Consider the following 17630-nt stretch of genomic DNA (forward strand, 5'->3'; position numbering starts at 1 on the left):
GTTGGCGCGGCTATCAAAAATCTTTGGCGCTGCACAGGCAAAAGCGCCAAGATGGGCTATGGGATTTACACCTAACTCTTCAAGTGATGGGACTATCTTGCGGCCATTGCTCGTGCCGCCGCCATCTGACGCACACAAATATAGTCGTGGGCACGCGATGGTGTGGAGCGGTCCGGTCCTGCATACAGGCGCGTCTAGGCTCAGTGCGCAAGCGGCATTGGCTGTGGGGGCTGGTTTGGTAACTCTTATAGGCGAAAGGCCTGCGTTGGCTGAACACGCCGCGCACGTAACCGCAATCATGTTGCGCGAAGCGGATATGACCTTAGCCTGTGTAGATGATCGCGTTACCGCTTTGGCCATTGGTCCAGGGGCAGGGGCGTCTGTGCGGCAGGCTGTTCTTCAAATCTTGGACCGGAATGTCCCTACGATATTTGATGCGGATGCCCTGACTGCTTTTGAGGGGAACTCCGCCAGCTTGTTCGGCGTAACCGGACCGACGGATGTGATGACGCCGCATATTGGTGAGTTCCGAAGCCTTTTTCCAGACATATCGACCGATAATCGTGCGGAGGCCGTGCGTAGGGCGGCGGATCGTGCGCAATGCGTTGTGCTGCTTAAAGGTTCGGAAACATGGGTAGCTGCGCCTGATGGCCGTATGTTGGTGAATCACCATGCGTCACCTTGGCTGGCAACAGCTGGATCGGGTGATGTGCTCACCGGACTGATTTGTGGGTTGATGGCGCAAGGGGTGACGGCGTTTGACGCGGCCTGCATGGGGGCATGGCTGCATGGTGATATTGGCGTACGCGGCGGCCCTGGGCTAACCGCGGACAATATGATTGGTCATATTCCGCTTGTTTTGCGCGGGTGTTTGCACGATGCAAAGAAACATGGCTCAGGATCTTGCACATAAACGCCCCTATTTGCTCGGCAGCTTGATTGCTGGCATAAGCTTCCCTGCGACATGGTTGTACCTACCGATTGATGGCGGGTTATATGCCATGGTCTGGAAAATGGCGGCAGTCGGGCTACTTGTGCCATTTGCGTTGCGTCGCCACCATCAGGGTGAATTTATTTTGTTGGCGATAATGCTGGCATTTTACGCGCTTGGTGACGGGTTGATTGAACTCAGCATGGTTGCAGGCGCCTTGGCATTTGCCGTCGGTCATTTGGTAGCCATGCTCATCTATTTTCGTCACCGGCGCGTCAAACCGGTGCTCAGCCAAAAGTTGCTGGCCGCGACAATATTTTTGGCCACGCCAGTTATTGCATATTTTCTTCCGCCTACCCAAGACGAAGGCATTCAAGTGGCGGCGTATAGCGTCATCCTCGCCGCCATGGCGGCTATGGCATGGAGTAGTAATTTTCCGCGTTACCGCGTCGGTTTTGGGGCAATATTGTTTGTGGTTTCCGACCTTTTGATCTTTGCAGAGCTTGGTCCGCTGGCGGGATCAACCATGACGGGCATCGCCATCTGGTATCTCTATTATTTCGGTGTGCTGATGATTGCCGTTGGTGTCGCGCAGACATTAGTAAAGCGCGGGCATTTTGCCGATGGTGAAGAGCGCGACTGAACAGGTAAGAATTCAGCTTAAAAATAAGAGAAGATGTTTCCCGTCAGCTCCGCCTTTCCGTCACCCTAAGAACGAGCCTTTGGGTGACGGCAGTTTGCTTTACTCAGCTATCGGCGTATCAGCTACGGCGCCTTCGCCATCGCCTTCAGTAGCATTTTCATTGGCGGTTTCGGCGTCATCCTCATCACTCTCGTCAATCTTGGCCGCGCCAACCACATGTTCATTGTCACCAACATTGAACAAGCGCACACCAGCGGTTCCGCGACCCAATACGCGCAAGCTGTCGAGCGGCATGCGGATCAGCTTGGCCTGATCCGTCACGAGCATCAACTGGTCGCCCTTCGTTGCGGGGAAGCTGGCTACGACGGGGCCGTTACGCTCAATATTGTCGATATTTGTGATGCCTTGGCCACCGCGACCGGTGCGGCGATAGGCGTAAGCGGATGACAATTTGCCATAGCCATTGGCGCACACGGTTAGGATGAACTGTTCACGTTCCGCCATTTCCGCGATTCGTTCGGCGGACATTGTCGGTTCGCCTTCCTTCTCGGGCTTCCAAGGGGCAAAACGCAGATAATCCTCGCGTTCTTCTGGTAAGGTACCAACGCGCTGGAGGATCGAAAGTGATATAACCTCGTCACCCTTTGCCAATTTCATGGCGCGCACGCCCGTCGACGCACGGCTTTGGAATTCGCGAATATCGTCGGCGGCAAAGCGGATCGCCTTACCATAGCGGCTAGCGAGCAGGACATCATCCTCCGCGCTTAACAATTCAACGCCAATCAACTTGTCGTCGGCATCATCGCCTTCGAACTTCATTGCGATTTTACCATTGCTGGGAACATTGGCAAAAGCGTCCATGCTGTTGCGGCGGGCATAACCCTTTGCTGTGGCAAATACGACGCTGAGGCCGCCCCATTCGGCTTCATCCTCGGGCAAGGTCAAAACATTGGATATGACTTCGCCTTCACCCAATGGAAGTAAGTTGACCATAGGCCGACCGCGTGTTGACGGGCCGCCTTCGGGAAGCTTCCAAACTTTCAGGCGATAGACCTTACCGATATTGGAGAAGAACAATACGGGTGTATGTGTGCTGGTTACGAACAATTCGGTAACAGCATCCTCATCTTTAGTCGCCATGCCCGCGCGGCCCTTGCCGCCTCGGTTTTGTGCGCGGAACGTGGCTAAAGCGGTGCGCTTGATGTATCCACCATGCGTAACGGTCACGACCATTTCCTCACGCTCCATGAGGTCTTCGTCGTCCAAGCCATCCCAGCTTGCCGTGATTTCGCATAGGCGCGGGGTAGAGAATTCGGCGTCAATAGCGACCAGTTCTTCACGCAGCACGGCATATAGCTTTACGCGGTCACCCAAAATCGCGAGATATTCTGCGATGTTTTCCGCAAGACCTTGAAGTTCCTTGCCAATCTCATCACGGCCAAGGGCAGTTAGGCGATGTAGGCGCAATTCAAGAATGGCGCGAACCTGCAGTTCCGACAATTGGTAGCTGTCGCCGGTGATTTCGGTTTCGACGGCTTCCACCAATTTGATGTAGGATGCGATTTCGGCGATGGGCCATTTGCGCGCAATCAATGCTGCGCGGGCTTCGGCGGGGCTAGCGGAACCACGGATGATCCGCACCACTTCGTCCAAATTGGTGACCGCAACGACGAGACCAAGCAACAAATGCGCGCGTTCGCGCGCCTTGTTCAGTTCAAACTTTGTCCGGCGGGTAATTACTTCCTCACGGAAACGAATGAAAGATTCGATGATGTCCCGCAGGTTTAAGACTTCGGGACGGCCGCCACGAATGGCAAGCATATTGGCTGGGAAGCTGGATTGCGCCTGCGTGTGGCGCCACAATTGGTTCAGAACGACGTCTGTCGTCGCATCGCGCTTTAGGTCGATGACGATGCGCACGCCCTTGCGGCTCGATTCATCGCGAATGTCGGATACGCCTTCAATCCGCTTGTCCTTCGCGGCTTCGGCGATTTTTTCGACTAGAGCGGATTTACCGACCTGAAACGGAATACTGGTAAGGACTATGGAGCGGCGGTCGCCTTTTCCTTCTTCAATCTCATGCCGCGCGCGTTGCATGATGGAGCCTTTGCCGTCGCGATAAGCAGCACGTGCGCCGCCTGTGCCAAGGATCAGCGGACCAGTGGGGAAATCAGGGGCAGGGACGATTTCGATGAGTTCGTCGATCGTAATCGCCGGATTATCGATGTAGGCCAAGCATGCCTTGATCACTTCGCCCAGATTGTGCGGCGGGATGTTGGTCGCCATGCCTACGGCGATACCGCCAGCGCCATTAACCAACAGATTGGGGAAACGGGCAGGGAGAACCTGTGGCTCTTCACGGCTGCCGTCATAATTGGGCTGGAAATCAACCGTGTCCTTATCAAGATCATCCAAAAGTGCATTGGCGACCTTGTTCAACCGCGCCTCTGTGTAGCGCATCGATGCGGGGGGATCAGGGTCCATCGAACCGAAGTTACCTTGACCATCGATCAATGGCACGCGCATGGACCAATCCTGAGTCATGCGCGCCAGTGCGTCGTAAATCGCGCTGTCGCCATGCGGGTGATAATTGCCCATCACATCGCCGACGATCTTTGCTGATTTGCGATAGGGACGGCCAGCAACAAAGCCACCTTCTTGGCTGGCAAATAAAATCCGGCGGTGAACGGGCTTTAAACCGTCGCGCACATCGGGAAGGGCGCGCGATACAATGACCGACATTGCATAATCGAGATAGCTCGACTTCATTTCATCGACAATGTCGACGGGTGAAATGTCTGATGGGTCCAAGGTAACTGTGTCGTCGGTCACGCCGCGATAATCCTTATATTTTTATAATGAAGTTACCCTAGACCCAATGGGTCTAAATGGCCACATGTGACTGGCCAAATTGCGCACTTTTCACCAGCTTATCCACAGATTCACGCTATGGTGGAAATTAGGGTGTAATGAGGCTTCCATCATAAGCAAAAATTTGCCCGCTTTGTTCAGGTTTCAGTCGCTGGAGCACATTGAGCATGTCCTGTGCTGCCCGCGCTGGGGTGAGGCGTTCATGCGCAGGATTGCCCTTAAATGGGGCGCTAAGTGCCGTCTCGACAGTGCCAGGATGCAGACCGACAACAACGGATTGCGAATTTTTGCGCTGCCATTCGATCGCGATATTACGGATAAACATATTCAGTGCGGATTTAGACGCACGATAGCTATGCCATCCACCCAAGCGATTGTCGGAGATGCTGCCCACCCGCGCAGACAAGGCCGCAAAGCAGATAGGACCTTGCTTGGCCATGATCGGCAAGAAATGTTTCGCAACGAGCGCTGGGCCAACCGCGTTGATGCGAAAGTTTTCCATCATCCAGTCCGGATCAAGCTCGCGAAGGCTCTTTTCTGGACCTTTACTTGTCGAATGCAGCAGCCCAGTTGCAACAATGACCAAGTCTATCGGCGGATATGTGGTCATTAGGCTTGCTGCGGCTGCCGCGATACTCGCCTCATCGCTTATATCACAGGGCGGGGCGCTCTCGCGATGCAGCCGGATAACCTGCGCATAATTTGGATCTTGTTCCAAAGCATTTGCCAGCGCCGCGCCAATGCCGCCACGCGCTCCGATAATTACTGCACTGCGATCACCCACTTGTTTTTTGCTCCGGTTCGTTCATCGGAAATATATTCAATCGCGCTATGGTAATTGCACTGACGATAGCAAGCTTCTATAAACTAAGCTTTAGCATGCCCAAGGCTTATTAATTTGCGGAGAGTTACATGAAATTGGTTTCAAAATTTGCCCTCGCTTTGTCGTTGGTAGCGGTTTCAGCCGCTCCTGCTGCATTTGCGCAGTCCAATGAAAAGCCCAAGAAGGAAAAAAAGGGTAAGGAAGCGGTCGCCCCTAAGAGAAATTACTCAAAACCATTTATTGCCGCTTATATGCCTGTGTCGGATTTGTTGAACAAAGCAAAAAACGCTGCAGCAGCTAAAGCAGAATTTCCTAAGGTTGTCGCGGCTATTGGCAATGACGATGATCGTTATGAAGCGGGCATATTGGCCATAAATATTGGCGCGCCGTTGAAGGATTTGGCGTTTCAGGAGCAGGGCATTGATTTGTTGATTGCTTCAGCCTCCACCCCGGCCGATTTGAAGAAAGAATATACGTTTCGTAAGGGCGCCATCGCATATGATGGTAAGCGATTTGCAGACGCCGAAAAACATATGGTCGACGCCTATAACTTGGGGCATCGCGGCAATAATATAGAATTTCTGATTTCCAATGCCATGTCGCAACAGAGCAAAGATGCAGATGCAGTCTCATGGATTAGCAGGGCAATTGATGCTAGCAAGGCCGCTGGTTCTGTGAACAAAACCTATATCGTACGTGCCGCAATACTTTCGGCTAAGGCGAAGAATTACGCAGGTGCGGCCAATTTTTACAAAGACTTGATCATAGCGGAAAATAATCCTGATTACTGGCATGATGCGCTCGCATTTTTTGACCGCTCGCGTGATTTCAATCCAGAAGAAACACTCGACATCATGCGTTTGATGCGCGCCACCGATGGTCTTCGCTTCCAACAAGAATATGCCGCATATCTCGACAGCCTTAGCTATATCGGGGTGCGTTACCCGGCAGAGGCAGTTTCTTTGCTGGATGAAGGCTTTGCCAAGGGGGTAATTTCGCGCAACAATGTGACGTTCAGTGAGCGGTATAATGAAGCGAAGGCGCGGCTTGCAGAAGATACGCGTACACTGGCTGGAACAGTTGCACCCGCCAAGGCTAGCCCGAGGGGCATGTTGGCCTCGCTTACTGGCGACTCCTTTTTCTCGCACAAGGATTACAAAACAGCGAAGGAATTGTATGAATCTGCGTTGAGCAAAGCGCCCATTTTAGACAAGGATGGCGGTGACCAGACCGAGCGCACGCGCTTCCGTCTTGCCATGTCAAAGGCTATGCTTGGTGATCATGAAGGGGCGAGGGCGGACTTCGCGATGATCAAAGGCGCAAACCGTAAGGCAATAGCCGAATATTGGTTGATGTTTATCAACCATCGCGCAAATGCCGCGGCGGCAACTGTTGCCGCAGTACCAGCAACCTAAGCTTTGATACATAAATGGAAAAGGGTCCGCGTAACCGGGCCCTTTTTTATGCCTGGGGAATAGGCACGCCGGGTTCGTCTTTCGCTGTGCGGATCGTTAAAGATGTTTTGACGCTGCTCACATTAGGCGCCGACGTAAGGTTAGAGGTCAGAAATTCCTGAAATGACTGAAGGTCACGCGCTACAATCTTCAGAATAAAATCTATTTCGCCATTAAGCATATGGCACTCGCGCACATCTGGTAATGCGCGGACATGTTGTTCGAACGCTTTAAGGTCATCCTCGGCCTGGCTTTTGAGGCTGACCATTGCGAAAACGGTAATAGTATACCCTAATGCGCTAGCGTCTACATCGGCATGGTAGGATTTTATCGTCCCCGATTGTTCGAGCGCACGCATACGGCGTAAACAGGGAGGTGCGGTCAGACCAACCTTTGTAGCGAGCTCAACATTGGTAATGCGACCATCAGCCTGCAATTCGGCCAAAAGCTTCATATCTATCGCATCAAGGTTCGTATTAGCCATGATTTGGTAATTTCCATTTCTATTTTGCCCAATGCTTATAATATAATTATGCTGCATTGCAATTGTCCCATATCGTCATGCTCGCCAATAGATGCATTTATAGGGGGTGTATTGCCCCGGGGAACATGTATCTTGTGGGCGTTTATAGCCTCTTTCTAAGATTGGCGCATTTTGACACTATGCTTTCCTTTTCAAATTTACATGGTTTATGTCAGATAAGGACTTGCGCATTCTGCTAAAGTTCGGCTATCGGCGCGCAGGTAGTTGGCGAGCCGGTTAGGGCCTGTAGCTCAGTTGGTTAGAGCTGGCCGCTCATAACGGCTAGGTCGGGGGTTCGAGTCCCTCCGGGCCCACCAGTTTCGCATCGCGAAGTTGGCAGGCAGCCAGCCGCGAGGACATTGTTATACCAGTGATCCCATGTCGGGGAGTAGCGCAGCCTGGTAGCGCATCTGGTTTGGGACCAGAGGGTCGCAGGTTCGAATCCTGTCTCCCCGACCATTTTTTTCAGTTACTTACGCTCTGCATCAGCCTTATTTCTGATCAGGCATGTTTTTCAGCAAGCACATAGCAATCACCGCGCGACGCTGCGTTGCGTCCTCGGCTTACCTTATTTGAGTTCGGGAACGCCGCACGAAACCGAAAACGCATACGTCTCGTCATAAAAAGCGGGCGGTCGAGTGGGGTCGTTTGCGTCGCCGTGCGGCACTAACACGAACAGCGGCTGCAATTGGGCCGTGAGCGGACGGTCTGCTTGTGGCCAGCCTGATCAAAAACGGTCGGTCAGGTGCAAGCTGACGGATGTCTATTGTCGGCCAAAAAATGCTGTTCTTGAGTAACAAGTGTAATCTTCTGGAGGCCATTCAGACATTGGCGATATCTTCGCGACGTGAAATCCGGATTGCCTCTTGTGCGGTGGTATAACCGGCGAGGACAAGCTTACGAGCCGCTGAACTCAGATTTGGCTTATTTATGAATGCGTGCCGCGCCAAAATAGCTTCGTCGCCACCGTCGTTAATAAGACGACGGATGGTGGCATCCACCCGCACGGCCTCAAAAACGCCAATTAGTCCCTGAAATCCAGTATTATCACATTCGCCACAACCAACGGCCTGGTACATTGCTGTACCCTTGTCGAGCCCGAGCAAGGATGCCGCATTACCGTCCGCTTGAATAATTTCTCGACACGATGAGCAGAGGCGGCGGACTAACCTTTGCGCGATCACGGCGCGCAGCGTCGACGCGAGCAGAAACGGCTCAACCTTCATATCACGGATACCTGTAATCGCCCCGACGGCGTCATTCGCGTGCATAGTGGTTAGCACCAAATGTCCAGTCAAAGCTGCTTGGAAAGCGACTCGTGCCGTTTCACTGTTCCGAATTTCACTGACCATAACCACATCTGGATCCTGCAGTAGTATGGCGCGCAAACCGTTTACAAAAGTCACGCCTAGATTGGCACTAACCTCCGTCTGACCGATCCCTTCCACGGGATGTTCAATGGGATCTTCGACTGTCAGTATGTTTCGGGTTCCGTCATTCAGACCCTTCAACCCAGCATATAGCGTTGTGGTTGTCCCTGACCCAGTTGGGCCAGTTACCAGAATGACGCCATTCGGCTCGGAGAGCGCATCTCGCAATGTCCTCAGTGTGTCTGCCGACATCCCCGGCAGCTCAAGGGGAATATTTGCACTTTCCTCGTTCACTATACACAGCACTATCCGCTCTCCAGCGCGGCTAGGCAATGTCGAAACGTGCACGTCGACCAGCTTTCCGGCAAGCGTCAGCCCAATCCGTCCATCTTGTGGAATTCGATGCTCAGCGATGTCGAGCCGTGCCATGACTTTGATGCGGCGAACGATCATAGGCACGATATTGGCGGGTAAACGCAGGCACTGCTTCAAAATACCATCAGTACGCGTCCGAACGACCAAGCCTGTTTCATAAGGTTCGACATGGATGTTGGACGCGCCCTGCCGCACAGCTTCCGCAATGATGCCGTAGATTAGCCTGATCACGAGGGTATCATTAGCACTATGGGGCAGATCGTCTGCGCCGGGCAACATATCAGAAAATAAGTCGCTATTGCCCGCGGTAATTGTTTCGACCATGGCGGAAGCCGAGCCATCCATTGCATATTGATCGGACAAATAACGGTCAAATGTTACGCTATCGGCGATTTCGACATCGGCGGGGATCGCAAAATACCTGAGGACTCGTAGCAGCGTCAGGGGGTCGGCTCCCTCCCGCATGGCAACTACCATCCCACTTTCATTTACATTTCGCAGAACTATCCCATAGGTTTTCGCAAAGCTTTGAGGCAGATCAATCAATGGGGGAGTTGGCGCCCTTGCTGCGGCTCCTCCGTCAACGATCGCTGGGTCAGCAACACTCGCGTCGCCTCGACGAACTATCACTGGCCGCCCATTTATTTTCAAAATATTACGGGGTGGAACGTCCGCACGTTGCAATCCGCTATCGATTGTCGGACGCTAAGCTTGGCTCGTAGTACTAACGGCAACGTCATTCGGTCCGACGTCTGCTAGAACCGGGTATCCGTACAGCGGCTGCTGTAGAACAAATGATCCTGCACAATTTTTGGTCTGGCATGCTTATTTTCCGCAACACATATAAACTTCCCGTAATAGGTAGCTGCGACGGTCCAGATAATAAGTTACCTGTCGTCTACGGTGCGAATAGAAATGATCTGTGACATGGTGATGTTTATTATATTGCAGTTAGGAGAATATTTTGCGTCAATGATATGGCGCCGCGTAGTTTATCAACGTCTGTTCTTTACAACCCCACAAAAAAAAGGGCAGGCACATTGCCCACCCCGTTTTAATTTGTGCAGTAATTCGGTGAATTTAAATCAGCGCGACGCCATCCGCGTTTGTAAACCGGCATAAGCCATCTTTGCCGCATCCTTAGAATTCATTACACGACCGTCGGCAAGTACCAGTTCGACATTATCACGGCTATGCAAAGCAGCCTTGAACAAAGTCGCCGCCTCTTCTGTTCGACCGGTGCGTGCGTAAGCCCGCCCAAGGTTGAGAAGCTTGGCAGGGTCGTGGCGGCTGATTTTCTCACTTCCGAGAATGTCAGTGATGGCGCGCTCATTATCACCACGCACGAGCGCTTCGTAACCGATCGATCCTACGGGATAAACTACTTCACTAGTAGCCGGCTCCTGCGCGTAGGAAGTTCCGCCGACCAAGGTGGCAATCAAAGCACCAATAACTTTCAGTTTCATAGCATCTCTCCTCATCTCTCCTTTGAATGTTACACTTATATGACACCACTGCAATATATTTGTAATATATTTGCCATTTTTCAAAAAGCGAAAAATTGTCATTCAAATCTAGAAATATTCCAGACACATAACTTCTATCAAAGTAGCGCAGTAAGTGCATCAAAGTGCCACCGATCTTCCCTAATTCCGCGCTGTAAACCTATGCAGGGAAGGTAAAAAAATGCGTAAGATAACAGTGGTGCTTTTAGTCGGAGTCGCGGCCGGATCCGGGCCGGTTATGGCACAACAGAATATTGCGCCGATCAGCACCGGCTCCGATGAAACCGAAATCATTGTATTTGGCAAAGGCGAAACACGCCAAGTACAAGAGGTATCCAGCCAAGAGTTTCTAATACTCGCCCCGGGCACAAGTCCGTTGAAAGCGATTGAGAAGCTGCCAAGTGTCAATTTCCAATCTGCCGACCCGTTTGGCACATATGAATGGTCAAGTCGGGTGTCGATCCGCGGCTTTAACCAGAACCAACTCGGTTATACGCTTGATGGCATCCCGTTGGGTGATTCAAGCTATGGTAACAACAACGGGTTGCATATCGGCCGCGCCATCATTTCCGAAAATATCGGTGTTACTCGAGTTTCGCAGGGATCGGGATCAATCGGCACGCAAGCTACCAACAACCTTGGTGGAACCCTCGAGTTTTTCTCGGCTGATGTAACCGATGGTTTCGGCGTCGACGCCAACCTGACATATGGTTCGTCAAACACAATGCGCGCGTTTGGCCGCATCAATTTTGGTGAAGCTGGCGGTATGCGGGGGTTTCTTTCCGGCGTGTATCACAATGCCGACAAATGGAAGGGCGGCGGCGAACAGCGCAGCATGCATTTAAACGCCAAGGCAGTTATTCCAGTGGGTGATGCGGAATTTGACGCCTATTTCTCTTACTCCGACCGTGCAGAGCAGGATTATCAAGATCTATCGCTCGAGATGATCAATCGCCTTGGGTATGACCATGACAACTACTTTCCCGACTATGCCAAAGCGATCGCCGCGGCACGTGGCGTGTTCGTTGCACCCATCAATAACCTCGATGACAGTTATTATGATGCGTCTGGTCTCCGCAAAGACACGCTTGCTGCTTACGGGCTCACCGCGCCGCTGGTCGATGGGGTAACCTTCAAGATCAAGGCATATTATCACGACAACACCGGTCAAGGCACGTGGGGTACACCTTATGTTGCAAGCCCGAATGGCGTGCCAATGTCAGCGCGCACGACAGAATATGACATTCAGCGTGGCGGCGTATTCAGCTCGCTTAACGCTCAAGTTGGTGATCATGAAGTCACTCTTGGTGGGTGGTACGAGCATAATGATTTCACGCAAGCGCGTCGTTTTTATGCCTATGAGAGCAATACCAATCCTGGCCTTGACCACAGTAAGTTCCTGCGCAACCCATTTTTCACGCAGTGGTTGTTCGATTTCAATACTGATACGTTGCAATATTATGTGCAGGACAAAATCAATCTTGGCGATCTGACAATCAACCTCGGATGGAAGGGGTTTCAGGTTAACAATGAATCTGATCCACGCATTCAGGGTTCTTTGGCAGCCGGTAAAATCAAGTCGCAAGACTGGTTCCAGCCGCATGCCGGTGTTGCATACAAGCTGACCGATAAGACTGAACTCTTCGGCGGCTTCACGCAAGTTACCCGCGCGTTTGTGTCATCGGCAACAAGCGGACCATTTTCCACGACGCAAGCTGGCTTCAATGCCTTGATTGCCCGCGGCCTCAAACCAGAAAGCTCAGATACCTTTGAACTTGGCGCACGCTATAATGACAATATTTTCAATGGCGTTATCGGCGTTTATTATGTCAATTTCCGCAATCGTCTGCTTGGTGTACAAACTGGTGCAGGCATTGTGGGCAATCCGGCCATTCTTCAAAATGTCGGCAGCGTCCGCTCGATCGGCTTTGAGGCAGCCGGCGATTTACGCTTGGGCGGCGGCATGACACTATTTGCGTCATACAGCTACACTGGCGCAACATATCGTGACAACGTCATTACCCCGACCGCAGTTATTGCCACCAAGGGCAAAGACGTAGTCGATACGCCAAAACATCTCCTGCGCGGCGAAATCGCTTATGACAGCGACGCATTTTTTGGACGCATCGGTGCCAACTATATGAGCAGGCGTTACTTCAACTATTTGAACGACCGCTCCGTACCCGGCCGTGTCCTTGTTGATGCCACCGCCGGTTATCGCTTTGATGCGGGGCTTCGCACCCCGCTTGAACTGCAGTTGAACGCCACAAACCTGTTCGGCAATGATTATGTCGCAACCATTGGTTCAAACGGCTTCGGCAACAGCGGCGACAATCAAACCTTACTTGCAGGCTCTCCGCGCCAATTATTTGTGACGTTGAAGGCGGGCTTCTAATGAAATCTGCTTTGCTGATTGGCAGCGCGCTCCTCGTGAGCGCGCTGCCATCGGCGGCATCGGCCGAGCCGGTGCTGCTGATCTCGATTGATGGTTTGCAGCCAGCGGACCTTTTGAAGTCTGAGGAGCGCGGAATACAGGTTCCCAACCTCAAACGATTCATCACAAATGGCACGTATGCTGAACGGGTAAAGGGCGTTCTTCCGACTGTTACCTATCCGAGCCATGCAACTTTGTTGACTGGCGTTGGCCCTGCAAAGCATGGGATAGTCGGTAATAACAGTTTCGACCCAATGCAGATCAACCAAAACGGTTGGTATTGGTACGCCACCGACTTGAAGGTCCCGACCTTGTGGGATGCTGCTGCAAAGGCGGGACTGAGTTCGGCAAATGTACATTGGCCGATCAGTGTTCAAGCAAAAAATGTTACGTGGAACATCCCGCAGATTTGGCGCACCGGTCACAAGGATGACGCAAAGCTGCTAAAGGCACTGGCTACGCCGGACCTTATTGAATCGCTTGAAACTGATCTTGGTAGCTATGCGCCCGGCATTGATGAAAGCATTGAGGCTGATGAAACCCGTGGTCGCTTTGCATCTGCTCTCATTTCCCGCGAAAAACCATATTTCACAACGGTTTATCTTACTGCTCTCGATCATGAGCAGCATGAAAAAGGTCCGGACACCGCCGCAGCCTATAATGTTCTCGCTCGAATTGATAAGGTGGTTGGGCAGATTGTTGCCGCGCAGATGGCATCCCACCCCGATAGCGTCATCGCCGTTGTATCCGACCATGGCTTTTCCAAGGTCGACACTGAAATAAACCTGTACCGCGCGTTCATCGATGCCGGACTGATCGTGCTCGACAGCAACGGCAAAATCAATAGTTGGGAAGCTAGTCCGTGGAATTCAGGCGGATCGTCTGCCATCGTTTTGGCCCGTCCAGCCGACGCAGCGTTGAAAACCCGGGTGGCCCATCTGCTTGCTGGACTCCAGAAAGACCCAAAAAACTGCATCACGGAAATCGCCGAGCGACCTGAAATAGCGCGTCTTGGGGGAAATCCGGAAGCTAGCTTTTATATTAGCTTTAGCCCAAATGCCTATGCGGGTGGTTTCAAGGGGCCGTCTGCCCCCTTGGTGAGCAGGTCAACAAGCAAGGGAATGCACGGGTACTTTCCCCATAGCCCGCTAATGCTATCAAGCTTCATGATGATGGGCAAAGACATTGCAAATGGACGAAACCTTGGCGAAATCGATATGCGTGCGATTGCGCCGACACTTGCAAAAGCAATGGGCATTACGCTGCCGGATGCAGAAATGGTGGCAGTGCGATAATTACATGCAACAAATTTGAATGGCAAAAAATCTGTCATCCTGCTGCCATTTGCACGACCAACTCAAGGTCTAAGTCTTAGTTGAGTTATGGGGGATGGATAATATGACCACTGCGAAGTTGAGCGATAATCTACTGTCGGAACGCCCTGCCGCATCGGGAAATCTTCCAACCTGGTTCGAAAAGCCGGAGCCTAGAAGTTTTCAACCCAAAATGCGCCTGCGGACGGTATGGATATCCGATGTCCATCTGGGCACTGCAGGTTGTCAGGCAGGGCTACTGAGCGATTTTCTGCATTCGGTCGAATGCGAAACATTATATCTGGTCGGTGACATCGTTGATGGCTGGCGGCTGCGCAAGGGATGGTATTGGCCTGACCAACATAACGAGGTCATCCGTCGGCTACTTAAAATGGCCCACCGCGGTACGCGCGTTATTTATATACCCGGCAATCATGACGAAATGTTCCGTGATTATGCTGGCCTAACTTTCGGTGGCATCGAAGTGCAGTTGGAGGCCATTCATACCACAGCAGACGGGCGGGCATTACTTATAACGCACGGTGACGCGTTTGACGGTATTGTTCTTTACGCCCGGTGGCTGGCGTTTCTCGGCGATCAGGCATATACGTTGTTGCTTAAGGCAAATGTCATTTTGAACGCCGTACGGCGCCGTTTTAACCTGCCCTATTGGTCGCTGTCATCCTATCTGAAAAAGCGGGTCAAAAACGCTGTTCAATATGTTGGGCAATATGAAGAAGTCGTCGCGCGCGAGGCATCGATGCGGGGAGTGCAAGGTGTCGTCTGCGGCCACATCCATTGTGCCGAGATACGGCAGTTCGGCGATATCACTTATTACAATGACGGTGATTGGGTCGAAAGTTGCACAGCACTCACCGAGGCGAAAGATGGCACGATGTCGATAATCGACTGGGCCGCGCATGTGCGGGCAAAATCCGCGAAGTCAGCGATGGCCACAGCGTGAGGCTTGCCATAGCAACGGACGCTTGGTTGCCGCAGGTCAATGGCGTGGTCCGCACCATGACGGAAACCGTCAGCCGACTGACGGCGCGGGGCTTTGAGGTAGAAGTTGTTGCGCCCGACCGTTTTACCACCATCCCTTGCCCCGGATATTCGGAAATAAGGCTGGCGCTTGCGCCCCGTTTTGGCCTTCGAAAGGCGCTACACAGCTTTAACCCAGACATCGTTCACATCGTGACTGAGGGGCCAATTGGTTGGAGCGCACGGGCATGGTGCATAAAACACCATATTCCGTTCACGACCGCCTTTCATACGAGATTTCCCGACTATGTGGCGGAACGGACGCCGTTTTCGTCAAACGCCATTTGGCCGATAATGCGGAAATTCCATAGCCGTTCCCACGCTGTGCTGACGGCGACGCAAAGCCTGCGTAACGAACTACATTCTCGTGGTATCGAGAGTACGCGGCTCTGGTCGCGCGGGATAGATCACGGACTTTTTCATCCCCGACACGCGATGCACCCGCAAATTGCCAATCTTCCGAAACCCGTTTTATTGTCAGTTGGTCGCGTCGCCGTTGAAAAGAACCTGAAAGCTTTTTTGGATGCAGACGTCGCGGGCACGAAAGTTATCGTCGGTGATGGCCCGGCGCGCGCCGGACTGGAGGCGCAATACCCAGATGCCTTATTCTTGGGGACGAAGCGCGGCGCAGAACTTGCCAGCATATATGCGTCGGCCGACTTGTTTGTTTTTCCAAGCAAGACAGACACATTCGGGCTCGTCATCGTCGAAGCCCTCGCCTGTGGTTTACCGGTTGCCGGCTATCCTGTTCCCGGCCCAATCGACATTTTGGGCGTCGATGGGCGCAGCCCCGACGGGAGGTTATCAGAACCTGTCGGGTGCCTTCATGAAAACCTTGTTACGGCTATCAATCAATCGCTTAAAATGAGCAGGGCGAGCGCAGCACAATATGGCGCACAATTCTGCTGGGATGCATGCACCGACCAGTTTGTTGCCGGAGTTGAGGACGCCTTTATAAATACCCGCGAACAACGACAAGCCACCGCGGCGTAATGAAAGTGTGCTAAACTATGACGCGTCTCATGCCCGCCATGGGCCGGTGATAGCAAGAGTCCGCGTCGGGCTGTAGATATTGAGAAACAAAGTCCGCCCGTCCGGTGCGTAGCAAGCGCCTGCCAGCTCCGTTTTCATCCTCAGTCGTCCCAGCGGGTAGGCGACACCATCGGTATCGACGCCGCGCAGATAGTTTACGGCGTCATCGGTATATTGGTCCTCGCACACAATGAGATGCCCATTTGGTGCAACGGTGAGGTTGTCGCCATAATTAAACTGTTCAGGATCAGTGCTTTCGAAAAACAATTGCAACTGATCTTGCGTGCGGCCGGGCTTCAGCCGGAAAATCTGGCCCAATTTTGCAGCACCCCCATTTGTGCAGGCAAAATACAGCTCGCCGCTACCCATCCAGATGCCTTCGCCGCGCGCAAATAATGACCCACCGGCAGCGGCTCCACGAATACGCAAATCGTCGTTCGGTGCTTCGACATCGTCGACATCAATCCACCGGACGGGCAACCAAGAACCGCCTGTCACGGTGATGGCGGACCAGTTGCGGGTATCGCGCGCGTTTTCCAGCGCGAGCGCTTGCAGGCGGCCGCCAGCTGCAAGTTTGCCCGTACGCGTCGGGATAAAGCGATAGAAGAGACTGTCACTACGATCTTCCGTCAGATAAACAATCCCAGTGGCGGGATCGACCGCAGCAGCCTCGTGATTGAACCGGCCCATGGCTTTCAACGGAACGGGATCAACAGGTCCAGGTGAATCGGCTGGAACTTCGAACACATAGCCATGGTCTTTGTTGATACGGCCATCCGCCCTACTGACATTTTCTTCGCACGACAGCCAGCTACCCCATGGCGTAACCCCGCCCGCACAATTCCGGATCGTGCCGGACAATGACCGATACTGCCGTTCGACCGCCAACGTATTGGCGTCCAAGATGATCGTCGTTGTGCCGCCAGGAAGCGGAACCATCGACCGCGCCACTGTATCATAGGCTAGTCCCGTTGCACCGCCGCTATCGTTACCGGGGCTAAGTTCGTGGTTACGGACAAGCGCCCATTTGCCATTCCGCAAATCAAAACAGCCCATACCATCGGCCTTGTCGGGCACGGATCCGCCGTCGGTCATAGCGTCGCCAAGGCTGGAAATCACGCGGTAGGAAAACCCGGGGGGCAAGTCGAGCATGCCAGCGGGGTCAGATATGAGATCGCCGTAACCAACTACTTTATCGCTGGCTATGCCGGACAGCGGCGCACGCACGCATCCGCTTGCAGCCAGTGCAGCGAACGCCGCCCCTGTTGCACGGAGAAAATGGCGGCGATCAGCAGACATGGCTTTTGCTCCAGTT

General features: G+C 52.8%; 13 protein-coding genes and 2 tRNA genes. 9 read left to right on the top strand and 6 right to left on the bottom strand.

What is annotated here, in order from left to right; translation table 11 throughout:
- The first annotated feature begins 58 nt into the window (after nt 1–58).
- Both D7D48_RS04400 and D7D48_RS04405 read left to right on the top strand, forming a co-directional pair.
- Nucleotides 59–913, top strand: a complete 855-nt coding sequence (locus D7D48_RS04400; protein ID WP_185739777.1) for an NAD(P)H-hydrate dehydratase — start codon at nt 59–61, stop codon at nt 911–913.
- Complete coding sequence (locus D7D48_RS04405) at nt 891–1574, top strand: lysoplasmalogenase (RefSeq protein ID WP_125230135.1); 684 nt, start codon at nt 891–893, stop codon at nt 1572–1574. The genes D7D48_RS04400 and D7D48_RS04405 overlap by 23 nt, the downstream gene beginning before the upstream one ends.
- Before the next feature lie 99 nt (nt 1575–1673).
- Here the strand turns inward: D7D48_RS04405 and gyrA are convergent, their stop codons facing one another.
- The gene (gyrA, locus tag D7D48_RS04410; protein ID WP_125230136.1) at nt 1674–4406 is read right to left on the bottom strand and encodes a DNA gyrase subunit A; all 2733 of its coding nucleotides are present in this window, start codon (nt 4404–4406) and stop codon (nt 1674–1676) included.
- Between the two features lie 127 nt (nt 4407–4533).
- Nucleotides 4534–5229: an SDR family NAD(P)-dependent oxidoreductase gene (locus D7D48_RS04415; RefSeq protein WP_125230137.1), complete on the bottom strand. Its 696-nt coding sequence runs from the start codon at nt 5227–5229 to the stop codon at nt 4534–4536.
- A gap of 128 nt (nt 5230–5357) precedes the next feature.
- On the opposite strand from D7D48_RS04415, the gene D7D48_RS04420 reads away from it, so the two are divergent.
- Nucleotides 5358–6683 carry a hypothetical protein gene (locus D7D48_RS04420; RefSeq protein ID WP_125230138.1) on the top strand — a complete coding sequence of 442 codons (1326 nt, stop codon included), beginning with the start codon at nt 5358–5360 and terminating at the stop codon, nt 6681–6683.
- Nucleotides 6684–6729: 46 nt separating this feature from the next.
- Here the strand turns inward: D7D48_RS04420 and D7D48_RS04425 are convergent, their stop codons facing one another.
- Nucleotides 6730–7206, bottom strand: coding sequence for an Lrp/AsnC family transcriptional regulator (locus D7D48_RS04425; protein WP_125230139.1), 477 nt, complete (start codon nt 7204–7206; stop codon nt 6730–6732).
- A 279-nt stretch (nt 7207–7485) separates the two neighbouring features.
- Here D7D48_RS04425 and D7D48_RS04430 point away from each other — a divergent pair.
- Both D7D48_RS04430 and D7D48_RS04435 read left to right on the top strand, forming a co-directional pair.
- Nucleotides 7486–7562, top strand: a tRNA-Ile gene (locus D7D48_RS04430).
- A gap of 65 nt (nt 7563–7627) precedes the next feature.
- Nucleotides 7628–7704 (top strand) — tRNA-Pro (locus D7D48_RS04435).
- A 362-nt stretch (nt 7705–8066) separates the two neighbouring features.
- Here the strand turns inward: D7D48_RS04435 and D7D48_RS04440 are convergent.
- Entirely contained in the window at nt 8067–9578 is a 1512-nt protein-coding gene (locus D7D48_RS04440) for a GspE/PulE family protein (RefSeq protein WP_425452542.1), read from the bottom strand.
- 497 nt (nt 9579–10075) lie between these two features.
- The gene (locus tag D7D48_RS04445; RefSeq protein ID WP_185739778.1) at nt 10076–10456 is read right to left on the bottom strand and encodes a tetratricopeptide repeat protein; all 381 of its coding nucleotides are present in this window, start codon (nt 10454–10456) and stop codon (nt 10076–10078) included.
- Between the two features lie 220 nt (nt 10457–10676).
- Between D7D48_RS04445 and D7D48_RS04450 the strand changes: the two genes are divergently transcribed.
- The 4 genes from D7D48_RS04450 to D7D48_RS04465 all read left to right on the top strand — a co-directional run bounded on the left by D7D48_RS04450 (nt 10677) and on the right by D7D48_RS04465 (nt 16276).
- Nucleotides 10677–12890, top strand: a complete 2214-nt coding sequence (locus D7D48_RS04450; RefSeq protein ID WP_125230142.1) for a TonB-dependent receptor — start codon at nt 10677–10679, stop codon at nt 12888–12890.
- A complete protein-coding gene (locus tag D7D48_RS04455; protein ID WP_125230143.1) occupies nt 12890–14224 on the top strand; it encodes an alkaline phosphatase family protein in 1335 nt (444 codons plus the stop codon). The genes D7D48_RS04450 and D7D48_RS04455 overlap by 1 nt, the downstream gene beginning before the upstream one ends.
- Before the next feature lie 103 nt (nt 14225–14327).
- A complete protein-coding gene (locus D7D48_RS04460; RefSeq protein WP_245964331.1) occupies nt 14328–15206 on the top strand; it encodes a UDP-2,3-diacylglucosamine diphosphatase in 879 nt (292 codons plus the stop codon).
- Nucleotides 15203–16276, top strand: a complete 1074-nt coding sequence (locus D7D48_RS04465; RefSeq protein WP_125230145.1) for a glycosyltransferase family 4 protein — start codon at nt 15203–15205, stop codon at nt 16274–16276. The genes D7D48_RS04460 and D7D48_RS04465 overlap by 4 nt, the downstream gene beginning before the upstream one ends.
- Nucleotides 16277–16303: 27 nt before the next feature.
- On the opposite strand, the gene D7D48_RS04470 is transcribed toward D7D48_RS04465, so the two are convergent.
- Nucleotides 16304–17614 carry an alkaline phosphatase PhoX gene (locus tag D7D48_RS04470; RefSeq protein ID WP_125230146.1) on the bottom strand — a complete coding sequence of 437 codons (1311 nt, stop codon included), beginning with the start codon at nt 17612–17614 and terminating at the stop codon, nt 16304–16306.
- Nucleotides 17615–17630 lie beyond the last annotated feature (16 nt).

The sequence above is a fragment of the Sphingorhabdus wooponensis genome (assembly GCF_003933235.1).
Taxonomy (GTDB): Bacteria; Pseudomonadota; Alphaproteobacteria; order Sphingomonadales; family Sphingomonadaceae; genus Sphingorhabdus_B; species Sphingorhabdus_B wooponensis.